We start from the raw sequence: 21,111 nt of genomic DNA on the forward strand, positions 1-21,111 counted from the left end.
CTATTCCTAATCTTTAGGAGTTATCCTGAAATTATCAAAGGAAATATCAATAGTCTCGGACTCTCCACCCGCAATATTGATCTGGAATCCAACATGGCCGTTTTCGTGAGGAAGATTCGTTTCTTTCATCCCGTTCATGACCACCTCCAAAGGAACTGTAATTGTTTTCCATTTTCCATTGGTATTGAATTCCACGATTTTCCCCGGCTCCCAATAATATCCGGTCTGGAATATCAATCCTATACCTTTGGTTTTAAGAGGAATTAATGTCAGTACTTCAAATTTGTAGTCATACTTTTCCGGATTATCGAAACAATCTGTCCCATCGAATACAGGATACCATGATGCAATGAAATCAAACCATTCCCATGGGCCCAAAGTCCTGTTGATACGAGTATATAACCCGCTACATGGCTTCGGATCATCAGGTCTGGAAACATCTGTAAACCAGTTTTGCCCTGTCCATCCCTGATAGTGGTCGATGTCCTGGAATAGTCCACGATTGTCCATATAACGGCCCGGCGCATACATATCGGCAAGCGGGCCGACCACATGTATCCTATCGCCCTGTGTTGCACCCTGCGGCACTATTACGGCTACATATTCCGCGGTGGTCGTATCTATCTTGGCCTCGATGTCTCCAAAATAAACCTTTCCTTTTCCATCAACAATTTCGTACAAGTCGAAATTAGCACCGTTCACATTTACGGTGTCTCCCACTGCTGCATATTCGTTGTCTAATCCCGAAAGGGCCAAAGGCGGAACATTGACTGTCAAAGGAACACTTACGGTACCTAACTTAGTTGTGACTTTTATCTTATTATCAGCTTCCATTGGCAAAATCCTGGGAACAGGCAATGTAAGGCGTGTCCTGACTGCATATATAGTAGACAGGTCGACCTCGACATCGTTAATAAAGATGGAGGTAACATCCGTCAGGTTATTACCGTGTAGCGTAATCATCTCGGCCAGCGAACTTTCGGTTATTATCGTCGCCGTATCTTTTGCAGTAGTTATACGGCTCACAGAAGGTGGGCCATATGATGCAAGCTGGTCGTCATATCCATCGTTGTACGTTACCACATCGCTGCATGCGGTTGCCAGAAAGACAAGCCCTGCAAATATTATCGAATATGTTATATTTATTATTTTCATATCTGTATGTATTTTTCGTTCTTGAAAATATTAACTCCAGCCTGGGTTGTTTTCTTTGATTTCTTTATTAGAGTCCATTTCGGAAGCCGGGATAGGGAGTAACTCATGCCTTGACGACCGTACTTTATATATACCCGATTCGTCTGTGCCTCCTATATTGTTCATCACATCCACATAGATACCCCAGCGAATCAAATCCCAGCGCCTGTCGCCTTCTAAAGCAAATTCCATCGCACGCTCTTCCAATACGGCCGAACGAAAATCCACAATCGAACCTATATTTCCTGTCCCTGTCAATGTCTTCTCAGTAGCATTGCTCCTGCGCCTAACTTTATTCAAGGCTTCCAATGCCGCATCATTCGGCACTCCGTTTGTTTCGGCTTCGGCTTCTGCGTATATGAGTACCACATCGGCAAAACGAAGGAATGGCCAGTGCGCGTCACTTCTTTCAATTGTTTTATCCGTTCTGTCATCGTATTTGGTCAAAAAGGCAAGGAATGCGGCATCTTTGTTACATGTATATCTCAATCCGTCGTTATATGGCGCCTGAGGTGGTATTTCATTACCGTGTTCATCTGTATATCCTAATGCTTTATTTCTGTATTCTTCCGTATCGGGATAGAACGATCCTATATTCCATACAACATCGAAGTTTCTTGCCCAGCGGTGCATTACACCTTTCTCGGCTCTGTAATCTTTGCTTTCGAATAGTTTATACCAATGATCGCGCATGCCGTACCATAGCCCGTTGAAGATATTTCCATTGCTGTCGTATATTCCGGCATAACCCACCGTATAAGCCATACCGAATTTAGGGTCTCCCGAAATAGACTGCAACATCCAGATATGTTCGGTCTTATTCCATGATTCTTTTTTCCACAGATTATCATAGGGCAGTAGGTCATATGTCCCGTACACTCCGTCCATCACCTGTTTAGCCTTATCACGCGCCAGCCCGTAATATTCCTTGTAATCGAAAGCGGCATATCCGGCAAGTTGCTTTTTTGTGAATCTTTTTGCCACCGGATTGGTATATACTTTTGTATCACCATTCATTACATAAGGGGTTCCTCCTTTTACAATAATCTCGTTTCCGGCCGGCATCGCACCCGATGCCATCGTAGCATATACCTTTGCCAGTAGGGAAGCCGCTGCGCCCGCTGAGGCACGGCCTTCAACAAATCCCGCATCCGTATTCTTATACATCATCGTTTCGGCATCTTTAAGCAATTCTATGATGTAGGCATAGACGTCTTCGATAGAAGAACGGGGGATATTTACTTCTCCGGTAGCATTTATCGATTCTTTTCGGATCGGAACCTCTCCGAAAGCCCGTACCAGAAGGAAGTAAGAATATGCCTTCAGAAAACGAAGTTCACCTATAGCATTTTCTTTATACCTGGGGGTAACGTTGCTCATCTTATTTATATTTTCTATCGCATAGTTAGCCCTGTGAATAATGACGTATGGTTTCTCCCACATATTTTTGGTTTCATCGATAGACTGGAAATTTCCTGCCCCGAAACTTTTGAATGCCCAGTCGGGACCGCTGATATAATCACAATCGAAATCAAACGCAGTAGGGAAGATACTCCATCTGAACATATCATCTATAAGCAGATTGTATGTACCCATCACCCATTGAGTAGCGCCATCGTCCGAATCGGCAATATCGTTGGGTTGAACAAAATCGAATTTTTTCTCTTCCAGCATATCGTTACAGGACGGTATGGTCACTATAAGCAGTGCCCCCAGAAGAATTAACCGCACTGTATTGTAGATTTTATTTTTCATGATTCAAATAATTAAAATTATGTATTTAAAAACCGACTTTCAGCCCCAGCGAGAATGTCCTGCTCGAAGGATATGAGTTCAAATCCACACCACGTCTCGACATATCTCCGCCGAATGCATTCACATCGGGATCGAACCATTTATAGCCCGTAATAGTGAATAAATTGGTTGCACTGGCATACACCTGAACATCTCCTATAGCTTTGAATTTAGGATTGAAGGTATATCCTATATTCAGGTTTTTCAGCCTGAGATACGACCCGTCTTCCACATATCTGTCTGAGATTTTCCATTCGCGGGTATATCCGCCCGATATCGCTTTCGGCCATTCTGCGTTATCCCGGTTGTCCGGAGTCCATCGTCTTTCGTACGCCCAACGTGGGATATTGGCGATATTTGTCATTGTTATATCCATCAGATTGGCATTATACACATCATTCCCGACAGATCCCTGGAAGAAGAAACTTAAAGAAAATCCTTTCCAACGGAGATTATTTGTTATACCATATACGAAATCAGGGTTTGCGTCGCCAATGATGGTTCTGTCTCCGTGAGCCGTTATAGCTCCGTCGCCATCGAGGTCGCGGTATTTAATTTCACCTACCATACTCTTCACTACAGCATCAGCTGCGTTGGCATAAATAGGATTGGCACGCACCTCGGCTTCATTGTCATATAACCCATCCTCTACATAACCATACATGGCACCGATAGGAACGCCGTTACGCTGAATAAATACATTACTTGCGGCATACCAGAGAGGATCAGCAAACTGATCGCCTGCCAGTCCGCCGATTTCATTCTTATTGAAAGAAATGTTAGCATCGATATCCCAGCTGAAATCTTTGGTCGTTACAGCATAGAATTTACCTGTCAGTTCGAGTCCGTTATTCTTTACCCAGCCTGCATTAGACCACATATTCCTGAATCCTGAATTGGAAGGTATCGATACATTCTGTAAAAGATCTTTTGTCTTTTTATAATAATAGTCTGCTGTAAGGTTTATTCTTCCTTTAAGGAAAGATATATCGAGACCGGCATTATACTGGTCTGTAGTCTCCCATTTCAGGTTAGGATTGAGGGCTCCGTTGTACACGTCTTCAGAGAAACCACTAACCTGAGAACTGCCTATCGGATAATTATTTGTACCCAGTCTGGCTAAAGTCTGATAAGAATTGATCCCCTGATTTCCTGTTTGTCCGTAGCTCAACCTCAATTTAAGGTTATCAAATATATTCAGGTCTTTGATGAACTTCTCTTCAGAGATCCGCCAAGCCAGAGCTCCGGAAGCAAAATTGGCAAATTTATTTCCTTCTATAAACCTGCTCGAACCATCGCGACGGTAAGATGCGGTAACTATATACTTATCATTATAGATATAGTTTGCACGGCCTAGCAAGGATACCATTCTCGACATTCCCCTGCCCGATGAAGGAGTTTCTATAGTCAATGCAGACCCGATGTTATACGGTCCTGTTATATCCGTAGGCAGATTGTATCCGCTTACCGACTTATTACCCCAGTTTGCTTCTTCGAAAGTGAAACCGGCCACCAGATTCAGGGCATGTACCTTATTAAAGGTCTTTTCGAAAGTCATAATTGACTCTGCCGTAGTTCCTTGCCACCAGTTGTCACTTTGCCCTATTCTTCCGTTTGTCGGCGGATAACCTTCCTGTGTCAGGCGGCTGTAGAATGTGTAACGGTTGTTTGCCGAATAGCTTAAACCCAGATTCTGACGGAATTTTAAGTAATCGGTAAATTTCACTTCTATATAAGATGAGCTGAATACATTGTTGGATCTCAGCTGGTCTGTAGTATTACGTACATATACATAAGGATTGGCAGCCAACCAGTTCAGTTCGTTCGATTCCTGACGGCCTACCAGAGGATCGTATGTAGGAGGAAAGATCAGTGCCGAACGAACCACAGAAGATTCGGATGAGTTTGTCTTTGCGAAATCCGTTATCGAATTCGTATAACTCAGGTTTGTACCCACCTCGAGCCAGCTTCTCAGCTTACGTCCCAGATTCGTACGCAACGAATAACGCTTATAAGCCGAATTCACAATAATACCCGTCTGATCCATAAAGTTACCGGAAAATGAATGCCATCCTTTATCGCTCGCACCGGAAACACTGATGTTATATTCCTGGCTATATGCAGTCTGGAAGATGCCGTCCTGCCAGTCGGTACTCATCACCGAAGTTGTATTTCCATACTGATCTGTACGCATACCCAGATTCTGGAAATCTTCCGGCCCGGGAAGGTATTTACCCGTATCGGTCAATATATTATTATTGGCATCATATCTGTACGACCATGCTCCCGGATATGGCAGCATAAAATAAGAAACACCATCGTAAAGTTTACGGTTGGTCACACCTTCATTCACATAACGAGCATAAGTCACCGGGTCGAGTACATCCATCTTCTTACTGCGATTGGACATACTGAAATTGGCCGTGAATTCTATTTTTTCAGAACCTAGTTGTCCTCTTTTTGTAGTAATCAATACAACCCCGTTTGCCCCGCGGGAACCATATATAGCTGTCGCCGACGCATCTTTCAATACTTCGATAGACTCTATGTCATGCGGATTGATATTTGCCAATGCATTGGCTGTCTGGTTATTCCCGTTCTGCAAACCATTTGTCGGCATAGAGGCAACGTCGTATGGAACACCATCGACAATATACAACGGCTGCGAATTGGTCTTAAATGAGTTTGCTCCACGAACCAGGATACTGATTCCTGCTCCCGGAGCGCCATCGTTCTGTATAACACTGACCCCCGCCATCTTTCCTTGCAGCGCCTGATTGATACTGCTCATAGGATTGCCTTTCAGCAGATCATCGGCTTTCACCTGACCTACAGCCCCGGAAAGGTCTCTTTTCTTTACAGTACCGTACCCGATGACTACAACCTCGTCCAGGTTTATATTTTCATCTTCCATGGCAATGTTGATACTCTTTTCCGATTCCACTTTTACTTCCTGGCGTTTCATTCCAATGAGTGAAAATGTGAGAATATCACCTTTGTTAGCCTTGATTGAATAAAGGCCGTCGGCATCAGTCATTGTTGCCACTCTGTCTTGTGTCTGAACAGCAACTCCCGGCAATGGAGAACCATCTTTTGCATCCGTTACCAGGCCGGAAATCTGATATGCCTGGGCGAACGCCGCATACGGGATTATGCAAAGAAAAAATAATAGATAAAGTATTCTTTTCATAATTTAAGGTTTAGATTAAGAATATAGTTAGTAATTATTATTGGAATAATATTTTCCGCAAGAAACTTACATTACAAAAGTATCTATGTGATGCATAAAAAACAAATACTTTATTATCATATAATAATACTTTTTTTGCCAAAAAAAGATTGATTCGGAAAGTTGTTATTTTGATATTGGATGTAATTGCCTTACTGTCAATGTTTGTTGTTTTATTATTTGTAATATCAATTTAACATTATTGGTATTATTTTTCATTTAAAAGGATAAAAAAGTATTACAACGAGATAAATAAATACTTGTCTCTTCAAGGGGATCTATTGTATTTTTGTAATATCATTTCTAATATTATCTAATACCCTCTAAAAATGAAATTTTCTTTATTATTTATTGTCTCCATATTTATATTATATGGATGTAAAGGGCAAACATCGGATAGCCGTTTTATTACCATAGCCGAAAATGGCCAGTTTCTAAAAAACGGGGAGCCTTATTACTATATAGGTACTAATTTCTGGTATGGAGCTATTCTTTCTTCCGAAGGTGAAGGCGGAAATAGGGTGAGGCTCGAAAAAGAACTGGACTCGCTTTCGGCTATTGGAGTTGACAACCTGCGTATACTTGTAGGTGCCGACGGGATAAATGGAATAAAGGCAAAGGTGGAACCTACTTTGCAAACTTCGCCGGGTGTTTATAACGATACCATACTGGCAGGGTTAGATTTTCTGCTGGCAGAGATGGGCAAAAGGAATATGTCGGCCGTTCTTTTCCTGAACAATTCGTGGGAGTGGTCGGGAGGATACAGCCAATATCTTGAATGGGCGGGGAAAGGCAAAGCACCCATTCCCGCAGTAGATGGCTGGAATGCTTTTTCTGAATATGTAAAGCAATATCAAAAGTGTGATTCATGCAAGACTTTATTTGCCAACCATGTCGAATATATTGTTACACGTACAAACCGCTACACTAATAAACGATATATAGATGATCCGGTGATAATGTCGTGGCAGATAGGTAATGAACCTCGTGCGTTTGCCGAAGAGAACAAGGTCTCTTTTGCTTTATGGATAAGTGATGTTGCCCGCCAGATAAAAAAACTCGATCCTAATCATCTGGTATCGGTAGGAAGCGAGGGGTATCAGGGCTGTGAAGGTGACATCCAGCTATGGGAACTGATACATTCGTACAAAGAGATCGATTATACGACTATTCATATCTGGCCTTACAATTGGGGATGGGCAAAGAAGGATGACCTGAAAGGTACATTGGAATATTCGAAAGAGCAAACAGGCATATATATTAAGAAGCACCTCAGCATCTCGTCCAAATATAAAAAGCCTATGGTTATAGAAGAATTCGGGTATCCCCGTGATGATTTTGAATTTGCAATAGCTTCTCCTGTAATTAATAGGAATGAATATTATACTTATGTATTCGATTTGGTCAAAGATAATTATAATAATAAAGGAATGCTGGCCGGTGCCAATTTCTGGGCGTGGGGCGGATTTGCCAGGCAAAATAAACAGCATATATTCTGGGAAAAAGGGGATGACTATATGGGCGATCCGGCTCAGGAAGAGCAAGGGTTATATTCGGTATTCCATTCTGATAATACAATAGATATAATTTCCGGATTTAATAAGGAAATGCAGAGTAAAAAATAAAACAAATAAAACTGTATATTATGTATAAACGAATATTACTACAACTTATATTAATCAATTTATGGCTCGCCTCCAGTGCTGCGATTTACAATGTAAAAGATTTCGGCGCGTTGAATGATGGAAAAACACTTACTACTATTTATATACAAAAAGCTATAGACCAGTGTAGTTATGAAGGTGGAGGAGTGGTATATGTGCCAAAAGGAAACTACCTTGTAGGTACAATCAATTTAAAATCGGATGTAGAATTCAGATTCGAAACCGGAGCCACATTAGTTGCTACTACAGACCTGTCACAATATCAGAAAGATAACAATGGTCTGGCAGGTGTATTTTATACAGAGAATGCAAAAAACGTATCTATCACAGGAAACGGAAAGATATTCGGGCAGGGAATGGAATTTATGTATGCAGATAGTGCAAAAGTTATCAGTGGGGATGTCCTTAATTATGTGCGTCAGAAAAATGATTTCCGGAAAGTGTCTGCAGGGCTTGGAGACGGTCCGGTATATCCTAAAGACAGGTTTCAGCAAATGATAATATTCAGCAACTGTTATAATGTTACATTATCGGACTTTGAATGTGTCGACGCACCTTACTGGACATTCCTTATCGTGCATTGCGACAGGGTAAAAGTAAGCGGTTTGTCGATTAATAATAACCTGCTGATTCCCAATAGCGACGGGCTGGACATTATATCCAGCAGCAATGTGAATGTTTCGGACTGCATTATCACCTGTGGCGATGATGCCATCGTGTTAGCGGGTTATGCACACCACTTTGGTGATCCGGGATTTAAAGATATACGCAAACCATCGAAAAATATTAATATATCCAATTGTGTACTTCAATCACGTTCGAGTGGAATAAGAATCGGTGGATGGGATCAAAACCATATGTCTAATTATAATTTCAATAATATAACAATCTTTGATTCCAATTGCGGAATCAATATTACAGTGCGGGATTCAGGTTCGGTACAGAATATGAACTTTTCCAATATACATATAGAGACAAGGCTGCATACAGGTGACTGGTGGGGACAGGGTGAACCTATCAAAATATCGGCGATGAGAGGCGTGCCGGATAATCCTGTCGGGATCGTTAAGAATATAAACTTTTCCAATATTACATGTGTAGCAGAGAATTCAATATTAATGTATGCTTCGGATGAGACTAAACTGGAGAATATAACATTCAATAATTTCGATTTTATTCTAAGGAAAAGTGCATTGGAAAAGACCAGCGGCGGGAATTTCGATCTCAGGCCAAATACTGTATCGGGAAAAGAGATATACAAGTCCAATATCCCCGTTATTTACATAGAAAATGCTCAAAATGTATATTTTAATCAAGGGAATATAGATTGGGATGCTACAGACGCATCTTATTATACACATGCGATTGAAGCTATAAGGGTAAATAACATGAAGTTGAATAATATGACAGCCGTTTCGTCTCCTTCCAATCCGAAGCTACCGGCTATTTCATTAACAAATTGTACACAAGTATCTAACAATATATTGAAAAGAAAATAACATATTCAAATAAATAAGAACTATGACTAACAAGATATTTTTTATTATTTTATTTTTCAGTTTTTGTATAACATCAAACGCCAAGATTTATAATATAATTGATTATGGTGCAAAAAATGATGGAGTAACACTAACTACCGCCCAGATACAGGAAGCTATAAATGAATGTCACAAAGAGGGTGGGGGAATAGTACATGTACCGTCCGGGACTTATCTTGTGGGGACTATCAATTTAAAATCAAATGTGGAATTTAACTTCGAAACCGGAGCCATATTGAAGGCGACAACCGATCTTACGCAGTATCAAAGGCATAACAGGGAATTGGCCGGGATATTTTATACCGAGAAATCCGAAAATGTATCTATCACCGGAAATGGCAGGATATTCGGGCGAGGCATGGAATTCATGTATGAAGGCAAGGCAAAAACAATAGGTGACGATCAAAAAGTATTTACTCGCCAGAAAGAGAATTTCAGAAAGGTTTTTAGCGGTCTGGGCGATGGGCCATTGTATCCAAAAGACAGATTTCATCAAATGGTTATATTTAGCGAATGCACAAATGTGACACTTTCCGACTTTGAATGTATCGACGCGCCTTATTGGACAATATTGATTGTGCATTGCGACAGGGTTAAGATTACCGGACTGAGTATAGATAATAATTTATTGATTCCCAATGGCGACGGAATCGATATTATTTCTTGCAGTAATGTAAATATGTCCAATTGTATTATTACCTGTGGTGATGATGCTATTGTTGTAGCCGGATATGCTAATCATCACGGTGATCCCGGATTCAAGGATATAATGAAACCGTCGAAAAATGTTAATGTGTCGAACTGTGTCTTACAATCCCGTTCCAGCGGGATACGCATTGGGGGACATGATCAGAATCATATGTCAAACTATAATTTCGACAATATCGTCATATATGATTCGAATCGCGGTATAAATATTTCTGTAAGTGATACCGGATCGGTACAGAATATGAACTTTTCCAATATACATATAGAGACAAGGCTGCATACAGGTGACTGGTGGGGACAGGGGGAACCTATAAATATAACTGCTATGATGCTGATACCGGAAAAGCCAAATATCGGAATTATCAAAAACCTCAATTTTACAAATATCACTTGTGTAGGTGAAAACTCAATTGTAATGATTGCATCGGATGATACACGAATACAAAATGTGACATTCAATAACTTCGACTTTGTATTGAGAAAAAGTGCCTTGGAAGAAGTAGCCGGGGGAAACTTTGATTTAAGGCTGAATGCAAACAGGGAAAAAGAACTTTATCAGTCAGATGTACCTGTGATATATCTTGAGAATGTAGAGAATATATATTTCAACCAGGGGAATATAGGCTGGGATAAGGTAGAGAAGCATCATTACACATATGCTATCGAGGCAAATAAAGTGAAAAATATGAATCTGAATAATATGACCGCTGCACCTTCTCCATCCAATCCTAAATTGCCTGCTGTGTCTTTAAAAAACTGTGAAAGAATAACAAATAATATACTCAAATAGGTTAGGTTTGCATTTATATGCCCGGTAATGTTTATAAAGGAAGAAGCATGAATCTTAGATACAGGTTCATGCTTCTTTTTATATTTTTCTTATACCTATAAGAAAAACCTCGATTCCTTATAGTTTTCTCTGAATTCGCGCGGAGTACAACCTTTTTTCTTTTTAAAAATCCGGTTAAAATTGGAAAGATTATTAAATCCGCAAACCATACATATCTCCATAATACTATGGGTTGTATCCACTAACAGGCGCGTGGCATGTCCCAGACGTATATCATTTAACGAATCGATAAAATTTCGTCCTGTCCTTTTCTTTATAAAACGGCTGAATGCTACTTCTGTCATACCTACAAGGTCAGCTACATCGGCCAGTCTTATTTCTTTATTGTAATTCTCCAGCATAAAGTTGTATGCCCGCTCTATCCTCCGGCTATCGTAACTTTGTTCGTGAGATTTAAACGAACGGCTCGAAAGTTCACGCATGGGGGAAAGTGAGAGATCATATAATATACCAAACAATTTTAAGACCGAATGCGCACCTTGGGCCTCCGATGCGAGAGAGTATAACCGTTCTCTCATTGAGGTAATGGTTTCCTGAGAAAAAACCACACCAAACTGCGCTTTTTCGAACATTTCCTTTACCGTGCGGAACTGGTTTTTTTGCAATAAATGCTCGTTCAATAAATCTCCGTGAAATTGTATGGTAATCTCTTTTATTTCTTCCGATTCGCACTTATTGTTTAACCATGCATGTTCGAGGTTGGGGCCGGTTATGAGAGCTAGTTCCAGATTTTCTATATCTTCCATGCTATCACCAACGACACGTTTGGCACCGGCACCGTTTTCGATGAAATTCAATTCATATTCGGCATGTATATGTACCGGATATGTAAACTCTTTCTTTGTTCGCGTAAAAATCATGAAGCAATCTCTTTCCGAAAGAGGTGTCACTTCTCTGAGTACAGATTCCATAGGTATATAGTTTGATAGCAAATATAAGAATTTTATGGTGTAAACAGAAGAAGGTATAAGCTTTAACATGGCGTATAATCATGGTGTCGTTTTTAGCATAAAATAACAATTGATTTAACTATGCAGGGAGATAAAGTCTGAAAGATATTTCAAATATTGTATATCTTGCCAAGAATAAAAGTGAGATTGATCAACATTTGTCAATAGTCTAGCCTGAGTATGTCTAATGCTCGTTTTTGAACCGTTTGATTGAAAAAAAAGATTAATAATTGATTCTAATTATTTAGTAATGTCAAAAAAAGTAAAAATATAATATGTGCGGCTCGTTATTTGCATTGTCTGTCTCTTGGATTCATTTACTGACATTGTTGGTGGCTTGGATGTCATAAATGAAATATATAATATGCTAAATGCTATAAAAGAAAATTATACTTTGATAATAATCACAAAATGTACGCTTCGAAAGTATCTGTATCTATAATTTTGCGACAAAATTAATATTGCTATATTATAATGACTTTACAGGGTTTAAGGATTGTGTAAATGGGGGTGTTGTTAAGTAAATAGTCTTTTCTATAGTTTATTTATAAACAGATTAAAAGGAAATTAAATCATGAATGTAGGAATAAATTCGATGAAAGAGACAAGTGCGCATGACAGATTAATCAGGACGATACGGACTGCAATTACAGAAAAAGAGAATTTAACAAAATCAGAAAAAGAAAAAGTCGCTTCCGTATTAGGTGACATCTTATGTTTGGGGAAAGAATCAGTTTATAGAAGACTCCGGGGAGAAGTAAGATTTTCGTTCGAAGAAGTAGCTCAGATATCGCAGGCATTAGGCTTTTCTGTCGATAATATCATAGGTTCGCAAGTGGATAAGAAGGCTATATTTGAGTTGAATCTGGTAGATATGACTCATATAAATATAAATTATGCCAAGAGAATAGAGGAATATGTAGCATTAGCTTCCAAATTTGGAGCATTAGAAAACTCAACATTCAAATGTGCATTTAACAGTTTGCCTTTTATATTTTTTCTTCACTACGATAGTTTGGCTAAATTTCGCCTGTTTAAATGGTCTTATCAGATTATGAGGGTTCAGTCATTGCCATATAAGGATTTTATGATAGAAAAAGAATTGACTAATGCTCACCGTGCATTTGTATCCGAAATACGGAAAGTGAAAAATTCTCAAATAATAATTAATCACGATATGTTTGCCTCAGTGATAAGGGAGGTGAAATATTTCTATGATTTGAATCTCCTTGATGCGGAAGATGTGGAACTTATCAGAGCTGAACTAAATGAAGTGATATCAGAAATAGAAAATATATCGATTTCGGGGATTTATAATAATACCGATTCTAATATTGCAGTATATTTATGTAATATAGATATTGATGCAACTTATTTGCTCCTGGAGAGCAATAATACTTCTCGTTCGCATATTGCATTATATGGTATAGGTGGGATCAATTCTCTTGATCCAAGTATCTGTAAAAGTCATGCATTGTGGATTGAATCTCTGAAGCGATATTCTACACTTATAACATTCGGCGGGGAGATTCAAAGACATAAGTTTTTTCAGGAACAACGAAAATTGATTAACTCAAAATTATCTACGACTTGAATTGTTTATGCCCAATTATTTTAATATCACAATTACAAAAATGCAAAATAATGGAATATTTGAAAGGTGAATGCAATATCTGCCCGAAAACTCTTCTTGGATATTAAAATAGAAAATAAAAAAGAGCCCATTGCTCATATTTTGTACCTTTTATGAATAGGGTATTGTCTATTTTTGTACATATAAGTAAAAGAAGAATAGAATAAAAGTTTATAAGGAGGAAAATAGCTAATTTATAATTAGCTACTGTGTAGTTTTGTAAAGTTTGTGTTAAGGTGAAATCCGTGGGTCGGGATGGTTCGCGGATTTTCAATTGTATAAATTAAAAAATAAGAATATTTATTATGTATTTATAGCAAGAGAAAAGCCTTTGATCACATATCCTTCTACATTTTCCGGCTTTTATGAATCTGAAATTTATTTGACAAGGTTTTACCTGAAGATACCAAAATATTTGAAATGAAAAATAACTAAAAATATACTTTTTTAAAGTAATAAATAAAGATCTGTCAACCCATCGGGGGTATGCCCATCATTGATTATCCGGGTATTTGAGATATACACCTATTATATAGTTTATGACGTGGAGAATTTAATGGTCGTGATGACCATAAGATTTGTTTTTATGTATATACATTCGTATATACTTATTGTCTTCCAAAACCTGTGAGTCGGGATGATTCGTAGGTTTTTTTATTCTTCATTTGTTGATTCGCATATTATAAGAAAGATAAATACCCGGTATATATATTTTCAGGAAATCCGTTTTGCAATTTTTCTCTTATCTCACCAGTAAATCGCAATATGACTTTACATTTGATTATCCGGTCTTTTTTTAAGTATCAATCATATATATGATATCTATAATCGATAAATGTGTTCTATAAGTGTTTGATTTATAATATACTAAAAGAGTTTGAATAGCTAGTCTCTGTTTCTGCATTATTCATTTGTTAAATTCATTATTGTATGTTTTATGTAAGTTAAAAAACATATAATGGGAATGTGTGGAAGTGAAATTGTGTCAATAATGATTATTCTGTGCCAGGATGGAAAAAGAGAAAATCGCAACCTTAAAATACTATAAAAATGTACCATAAATAAGGTCATATAGATAGATATTTGTAGAAAGAAATATAGCATGGATACATTGCCTTAATGATTGATTATAAATATATAACAAAAGAATGATGTGACGATTTCTTTAATTATATAATGTATATGATTTGTTAAGAAATAGATATTGTCAATATTAAGCGTACGAAGATTTTTTCTAAAAGTTGCATATAATAATGTAACTATAAGTTGATATGCATTATTCCGGATTACTCCTGCTGTATATTTCTTTAGTGAAGGACAAAAAATAATATAAACGTAGTGTCATAACATAAATATATAAATAAGAATGTAGAGCTTCTTTCATAGGGTAAGAAGTAATAACCTGATAATTATTATATAATATAAGAAAATGAATAATAGTCAAACATTAAGAAAAATCTGTCTGGTTGTTTTGATTTTTACGAGCTTTTATTCTGTAAGCAGATCACAGGAAGTAGGCGTAAAAACCAATCTGGCTTATTGGGGCACTACTACTCCCAACTTAGGCCTGGAGTTTGGGTTGGGTAAGAAAAGTACACTGGAAATTGCCGGGGGATTAAACGTCTTTGAGTTTTCTGATAACAAGAGTTTTAAGCACTGGCTTATCCAACCCGAATATCGGTGGTGGTTTTGTGAGACCTTTAATGGTCACTTTTTGGGGCTGCATGCACATGGTGCGCAATTCAATGCCGGAGGATTGGATATCCCTGTCGGCCGTCTGGATGTCTTTAAGGATAAACGTTACGAAGGATACCTTTATGGCGGGGGCATAAGCTATGGTTACCAGTGGGTCTTGTCTAACCGGTGGAATTTCGAATTCAATATAGGTGCGGGATATGCCCGCATTCATTACGACGAGTATCCATGTACAAATTGTGGAACCAAATTAGATGAAGGCAATTACAATTATTGGGGTATAACCAAAGTGGGCCTTTCTTTTATTTATTTCTTAAAATAGGAAGCAATGAAGAAGAAAATTATATTAAAGTCATCCCTGTATATATTATTAACAATATTCTTTACACCTGCTTATTCACAAGTCCGGACCGAAAAAATACAAGTATCGGCAGAACATTTTGTCAGGCAGGGTAATCAGGTTCTGGTCTCTATGGATATAGTTATTCCTGAAGAGATGGATGTTAAGAGAAATGACATGGTTATCCTTACACCTGTTCTCAAGTCCAATGAAAATAATATGGATTATCTTAATCTTCCGCCTGTAGCTGTAACAGGAGGTTTGCGAAATAAAATTATAAACCGTAAAAATAAACTTGGGGGTGATCTGCCTTTCGAAACACAACCGGAAACGATTCTTAAGAGAAAGAATAAAACGGAACAATCAGTCAGTTACAGTGTAGACGTTCCTTACAAATCCTGGATGGACGATGCATCTTTGGTGATTGAAAAGAATGTGTCGGGATGTGCAAACTGTTCCGAACCTGCAGGTAATCAGCTGATCGCGCATAATATATTGCCTAAGAAAGATCCGGAATTGTATAAACTTACATTCATTGTGCCTGAAGTAGAGCCTGTTAAAGCTCGCAGCGATCGTCATACGGCGACCTTTAATTATATCGTCGACCGGTACGAACTATTACGTGACTACAAGAATAACTCACGGGAATTTGCTCAGGTGGATAGTGTGATCGGTGAAATAAGGGACAACAAAGACTTGGAGATTACAGAGTTTAGTGTAGCCGGATATGCTTCGCCGGAAGGGGGATTTGAGCATAACCGGAAACTGGCGGAAAACCGGGCTAACTCATTTGCTGATTATTTGGTTACTAAGTTTGGCGTACCACGTAATAAGTTTACAGTTGATGGGATGGGAGAGGACTGGCCCGGATTGCGGAAAGCTGTAGCATTATCCTCATTGGCAGATAGACAAGCTGTACTGGATATTATTGATAAAGTTTCAAATCCGGATGCACGCGACGGGGAACTTTTAAAGCTTTCGGGTGGTGATACTTACCGTACATTGCTCAACAACTATTATCCGGCATTGCGCCGTACCGAATATTCTATCGCATATGTAGTACGTGCATTTAATGTAGAGGAAGCCAGACAGGTAATCAAAAAGAACCCTAAGCTGCTTAGTCTGAACGAAATGTATCTTGTGGCAGAGAGCTATCCGTCCGATAGCAAAGAATTCAGAGAAGTATTTGATATAGCTGTCAGGCTATATCCTGACAGTGAAATAGCCATTATGAATTCGGCTGCGGCAGATATTGAAAGTAAAAATCTGGATGCAGCTATCGAACGATTGAAAAAAATAGAAGACAAACCTCAATCCTGGAATAATCTTGGAGTTGCATATATACTCAAAGGTGACTCAGAGAAAGCTGTAGATTATTTTAGAAAATCAGCAGACTACAAGGACCCGAATGGAAAAGCAAATTTAGAAATAATAGAGAAATCAATTGACACAAAATAGAAAGTGCATAATAAATCTTATGAGAATAATTCTTTAAAAATGAATAGAAAATGACGATTAGTAAATTATTTATGATTGGTGCTGTAGCCCTGACTCTGGGATTTACAGCATGTAGCAGTGACGATGACATTACATCATCGACCGGGGAAAAGGAAGCGAACACAAACGTGAGTGTTACATTAAGTATGTCTTTGAGCGGAAACCAGAATTCAACTAAAGCTGCTGGTTTACCGGAAGATTATAATTATCTTGATGAATGGGCGGGAAAAGATAAAATTGAGAAAATAGCAATTTATCTTGTAGATGGAACTACAGTGACAATGAAGCCTTTCGCAGTAGGTACTGATTATTTATTGACAAAGAATGGAAATCAGGTTGTTTTAACACCACAGACATCCGCAGCTATTAAAACATCGGCAGGTATTAAAAAAGTTTATGTACTGGTGAACGGAACATCGGATGTTGAGACAGCTTTGGCTGCGACTCCTGCCGATGCATTCGAAAACGCTTATAAAACACTGGCCTTAACTCTTGCCAACTCAGGTACAGACCTTGCCGTAAGTACATCAGCTGAAAAACTGGCTAAGAAAAACGGTATTGTTGATGAAACGATTGTAATGACTAATACTGCTGAAATTACAATCAATGTTGCGCCTAATATAACTGAAGTTCAGACAATCTCAGGAGGCCAGAACCGTGCGAGTGTGAATGTGGAAAGAGCTGTTGCCCGTGTAATGGTAACCACTGAAAACGATACTTATGATATAAAATCGGGAGCAACTACTTTGGGGACTGTTTCTGATATAACATGGGTACTGGCTCAGGGAGAGAACTCTTTATTCGTTCAGCGCAAAGCAGATTTCGCTACACCTAATTTCGGATGGTCGCCTGCTACAGATGCAGCATATATAAGTGATGCAGGTAGTAAATATGATTACTCAGGCTTGTTCGAAGCATATGATCCCGCAACTCAGTTTGGAGGAACGGCAGTACCGACAATGGCTGATTATAATACCGATCCTAAAGGAACTGTAACTGCTGATCTGGATGCTCAACTTTCAGGTAAGTTCATATTACCGAATACACATACTATTGGTGTTGCGGAAGCATCAAACTACAAGAAAGGAAATACTGCTTATGTCCTTGTAAGGGCTAAATTTACACCTGGTGTGTTTATCGATGGAGGTTCGTATACTGCTGGGGATGACTTCTATGTAGGTGCAAACGGAAGATTCTACATATCTTCGGATAATGCTGTTGATCCGGCCAAAGGCGGCGTTGTAGGACAGACAGTAGCTAAATATGTTGGTGGCAAAATACTATACTATGCATGGGTGAACCCGGATAATGTTCCAAACTGGTATAATTCACCGGTAGTAAGAAACAATGTTTACCATGTTCATATTACAGGCTTTAAAAATCTTGGAACTAATTGGAATCCGCTTTATCCCGAAGATCCGAACAGTCCTACTCCATCAAATCCCGATCCAAAACCAAACGTACCAGGGGTAACCGAACCGGAAAATCCGATTGATCCGACTGATCCGTTGACTTCTCCCGAAACATGGATGAGTGTCGATGTTACTGTTCTTCCTTGGACTCTACATTCTTACAAAGTAGATCTGGGTATCTGACTATTATAGAATATCTGATATGTAAAATACAGCCGGAGGACGTATTTAGGCTTCCTCCGGTTATTAAAACAAACATCAATTAATTAAAAATGAAACGGATGAAGAATTTGCGAATCAGGATTATGATGACATTGTTCGCGCTGGGAACAGTTTTATGGAGTTGCGATTCCCTTATCTACAATGATCTGGCGGATTGCCCCCAGGGTGTTTATGTAAAATTCTATTCCATGACTCCATGTGCGACAGACTCTGCTTTCATTGGTAATGTTTCATCGCTTACAGTGTTTGCATTCGATGAAGAAGGAATATTGGTGACTTCAGTAAACCAGCAAAATGTCACTCTCGACCGTGATTTTGAAGTTCTTATGCCGGTTTCCAATGGTAATTATTCATTCATAGCGTGGGCTGGTGTCAATGAAAAATTCAGCAGGAGCGCCTTTACTCAAAAGGTAACAACCAAGAAGGATGTGATGTTAGCTATCAACTCCACAAATAGTATAGCGGCCCGTTTAGCGACTACAGAACGTATCTGGCATGGAGAAAGTCCGATTGTTTTTCTTCCTGATCCTGAAGAATACGGTTCATTATATAAGCACACGGCTGTTAATCTGCATGAACTGACCAACAGGGTAAATATTATTGTAGAGTTCGATGAGGCTACAATGAAGGGTTACGATCCGCAAAAGCTGCATGTAGCCGTTTCTTCGGCTAACGGAATAGTACGCATAGATGGTACGATGCCTCTTAATACTCCGGTATTAACATATCCTGCAGTTGAAACTAAATTCGCCGATAATTCGGCAACATGGAATTATTCCATGCTCGGGCTTGTTACCGGATACAATAACAAACTTAAAATAACTTATACAGGTAACGATAAAGAAGAACTTGTTTTTGACGGAGACCTCATTGCCAGTATTTTGTTGAGAACTGTAGAGGGTGGAATTAACCTGAATTGTGAGAATGATTTCACTGTCAAATTCGTGATAAAAGATTATTGTTCAGAATGCTGGACACATTTTAGCTGTGCTATTTATGTAAATAACTGGCTTGTACATAGCTATAAAACAGAATTGTAAATCTAAGCTGTCGGGCTTAAATAATCGATATGATTATGAGATTGAATTTATTATATGTAGCACTTATTGGAATGCTGGTTTCTTTTTCAGCATGCGAATCACAGATCTACGATAATCATCAGGATATAGATAATGAGACGGGTAAAGAACCTCAGGTTTTCCTGTCGATAACTAAAGCACAGGCTGCAGGGTTGGAATCTTTTAATGCTGATGTTGTGGACTATGAGGACCGTGTGCATGATCTTGCCATGCTGGCTTTCGATTCATCAACCGGAGTAAAAGTCTGTGAATTCTTTGATGAAGAGATACCGTTTACTGATAAGGAAAAAACTTTTACGGTTCAGATGACGGCGGGGCAGCGTGATTTTTACTTTGTGGCCAATATGCCAATGGATGACCTGAAAGGCATCACTACCAAATCGGCTATGGACGCTTATATGAATGCCTTTAGCGAATTGGATGCCGATTTATACCTGAACGCACAGGAATCGAAAGGCTTTCCTATGTCGAGAGTATATCTGAACCAGGCTATTACAGAGGGAGGTAATATTTATTCTCCAAAACCTTTCTATCCTGATGGGGAAGAAAGGGTAAAACTTATCCGTGTAGTTGCAAAGCTGGAAGTACAGATCGAAGGCTCTGAAATCAGTTCCGGCGTAAAAAATATATATTACAAAAATGCAAACAGGAAATTTAGCCTTATATCACCGGCGACTCCTGTTACTCCTGTTTATTATGAAGATAAACCTTTGAAAAAAGTAGGAAATAGATATATCTATTATATGCCTGAAGCTTTGATGAAGGCTCCCGATTGGTCGGTCCTAGCCGATCACAAACCGATTAATTACTTTTTGATTGAGACTCTCGATGGTGCTTTCTATGAAATACCGATCATAACGGATAGCCGTACGATAACCGACACAGATTATTTATCTTTTGCTACCGGGCAGCAGACTGATAAGCCGGATTACAATATTTACCGTAACCGCCATTATTCCTATATTATCAGCAAACTGCGTGCCATAGAAATCATCTATAGCCTCGATCCGTGGCAGGTTAAACAAAGCTCGGCCTATATGGGATACGGATATAATGTTACTGTGGATGAGGATGGAAAGGTCACAATCGGTAATACGGTAGAAGCATGTACCCCTCATGCAGTCAGATTAAAAACCATAACTCCTTTTAAGTTTTCTGATGGTACGGACGAAAAAGACTTTGATAGCCTGGACACTGTAGCATCAGCCGATTATCAGTTGGGGACTATACCTGCCGCAGGCCAGTCGTATCTGGAGGTATGGTATAATGATAATCTTGTTAAAACCTTTATCAAATAAGAGAAAAG

The 21,111-nt window shown here is 38.9% G+C and carries 13 protein-coding genes; 9 read left to right on the forward strand and 4 right to left on the reverse strand.

Annotation, left to right across the window (positions count from 1 at the left end):
• Nucleotides 1-6: 6 nt before the first annotated feature.
• From HMPREF9455_RS02120 to HMPREF9455_RS02130, 3 genes are read right to left on the reverse strand one after another with little or no spacing between them, the layout of a single operon-like run.
• Nucleotides 7-1,155: a glycan-binding surface protein gene (locus HMPREF9455_RS02120; protein ID WP_006797924.1), complete on the reverse strand. Its 1,149-nt coding sequence runs from the start codon at nt 1,153-1,155 to the stop codon at nt 7-9.
• Between the two features lie 30 nt (nt 1,156-1,185).
• On the reverse strand, nt 1,186-2,949 hold the full coding sequence (locus tag HMPREF9455_RS02125) for a RagB/SusD family nutrient uptake outer membrane protein (RefSeq protein WP_006797925.1): 1,764 nt from the start codon (nt 2,947-2,949) through the stop codon (nt 1,186-1,188).
• 25 nt (nt 2,950-2,974) lie between these two features.
• Nucleotides 2,975-6,178, reverse strand: coding sequence for a SusC/RagA family TonB-linked outer membrane protein (locus HMPREF9455_RS02130; RefSeq protein WP_006797926.1), 3,204 nt, complete (start codon nt 6,176-6,178; stop codon nt 2,975-2,977).
• Nucleotides 6,179-6,546: 368 nt separating this feature from the next.
• Here HMPREF9455_RS02130 and HMPREF9455_RS02135 point away from each other — a divergent pair, with 368 nt between their 5' ends.
• The 3 genes from HMPREF9455_RS02135 to HMPREF9455_RS02145 are packed head-to-tail and all read left to right on the forward strand — an operon-like array spanning nt 6,547 to nt 10,917.
• A complete protein-coding gene (locus HMPREF9455_RS02135) occupies nt 6,547-7,842 on the forward strand; it encodes a glycoside hydrolase 5 family protein (RefSeq protein WP_006797927.1) in 1,296 nt (431 codons plus the stop codon).
• 20 nt (nt 7,843-7,862) lie between these two features.
• Nucleotides 7,863-9,380, forward strand: coding sequence for a glycoside hydrolase family 28 protein (locus HMPREF9455_RS02140; protein WP_006797928.1), 1,518 nt, complete (start codon nt 7,863-7,865; stop codon nt 9,378-9,380).
• Nucleotides 9,381-9,402: 22 nt separating this feature from the next.
• Entirely contained in the window at nt 9,403-10,917 is a 1,515-nt protein-coding gene (locus HMPREF9455_RS02145) for a glycoside hydrolase family 28 protein (protein ID WP_006797929.1), read from the forward strand.
• A gap of 95 nt (nt 10,918-11,012) precedes the next feature.
• Here HMPREF9455_RS02145 and HMPREF9455_RS02150 read toward each other — a convergent pair whose 3' ends face one another.
• Complete coding sequence (locus HMPREF9455_RS02150; RefSeq protein ID WP_006797930.1) at nt 11,013-11,888, reverse strand: AraC family transcriptional regulator; 876 nt, start codon at nt 11,886-11,888, stop codon at nt 11,013-11,015.
• Between the two features lie 613 nt (nt 11,889-12,501).
• Between HMPREF9455_RS02150 and HMPREF9455_RS02155 the strand changes: the two genes are divergently transcribed.
• The 6 genes from HMPREF9455_RS02155 (at nt 12,502) to HMPREF9455_RS02180 (ending at nt 21,103) form a co-directional block, all read left to right on the forward strand.
• Nucleotides 12,502-13,521, forward strand: coding sequence for a helix-turn-helix domain-containing protein (locus HMPREF9455_RS02155; RefSeq protein ID WP_006797931.1), 1,020 nt, complete (start codon nt 12,502-12,504; stop codon nt 13,519-13,521).
• Nucleotides 13,522-14,989: 1,468 nt separating this feature from the next.
• Complete coding sequence (locus HMPREF9455_RS02160; RefSeq protein ID WP_006797933.1) at nt 14,990-15,577, forward strand: DUF3575 domain-containing protein; 588 nt, start codon at nt 14,990-14,992, stop codon at nt 15,575-15,577.
• Between the two features lie 6 nt (nt 15,578-15,583).
• Nucleotides 15,584-17,053, forward strand: coding sequence for a DUF3868 domain-containing protein (locus HMPREF9455_RS02165; RefSeq protein WP_006797934.1), 1,470 nt, complete (start codon nt 15,584-15,586; stop codon nt 17,051-17,053).
• 50 nt (nt 17,054-17,103) lie between these two features.
• Nucleotides 17,104-18,687 carry an Mfa1 family fimbria major subunit gene (locus tag HMPREF9455_RS02170; protein WP_006797935.1) on the forward strand — a complete coding sequence of 528 codons (1,584 nt, stop codon included), beginning with the start codon at nt 17,104-17,106 and terminating at the stop codon, nt 18,685-18,687.
• A gap of 98 nt (nt 18,688-18,785) precedes the next feature.
• The gene (locus HMPREF9455_RS02175; protein WP_006797936.1) at nt 18,786-19,766 is read left to right on the forward strand and encodes a FimB/Mfa2 family fimbrial subunit; all 981 of its coding nucleotides are present in this window, start codon (nt 18,786-18,788) and stop codon (nt 19,764-19,766) included.
• A 35-nt stretch (nt 19,767-19,801) separates the two neighbouring features.
• Complete coding sequence (locus HMPREF9455_RS02180; protein WP_185095941.1) at nt 19,802-21,103, forward strand: FimB/Mfa2 family fimbrial subunit; 1,302 nt, start codon at nt 19,802-19,804, stop codon at nt 21,101-21,103.
• The last annotated feature ends 8 nt before the right edge of the window (nt 21,104-21,111 follow it).

It is taken from the genome of Dysgonomonas gadei ATCC BAA-286 (assembly GCF_000213555.1).
Classification (GTDB): Bacteria; Bacteroidota; Bacteroidia; order Bacteroidales; family Dysgonomonadaceae; genus Dysgonomonas; species Dysgonomonas gadei.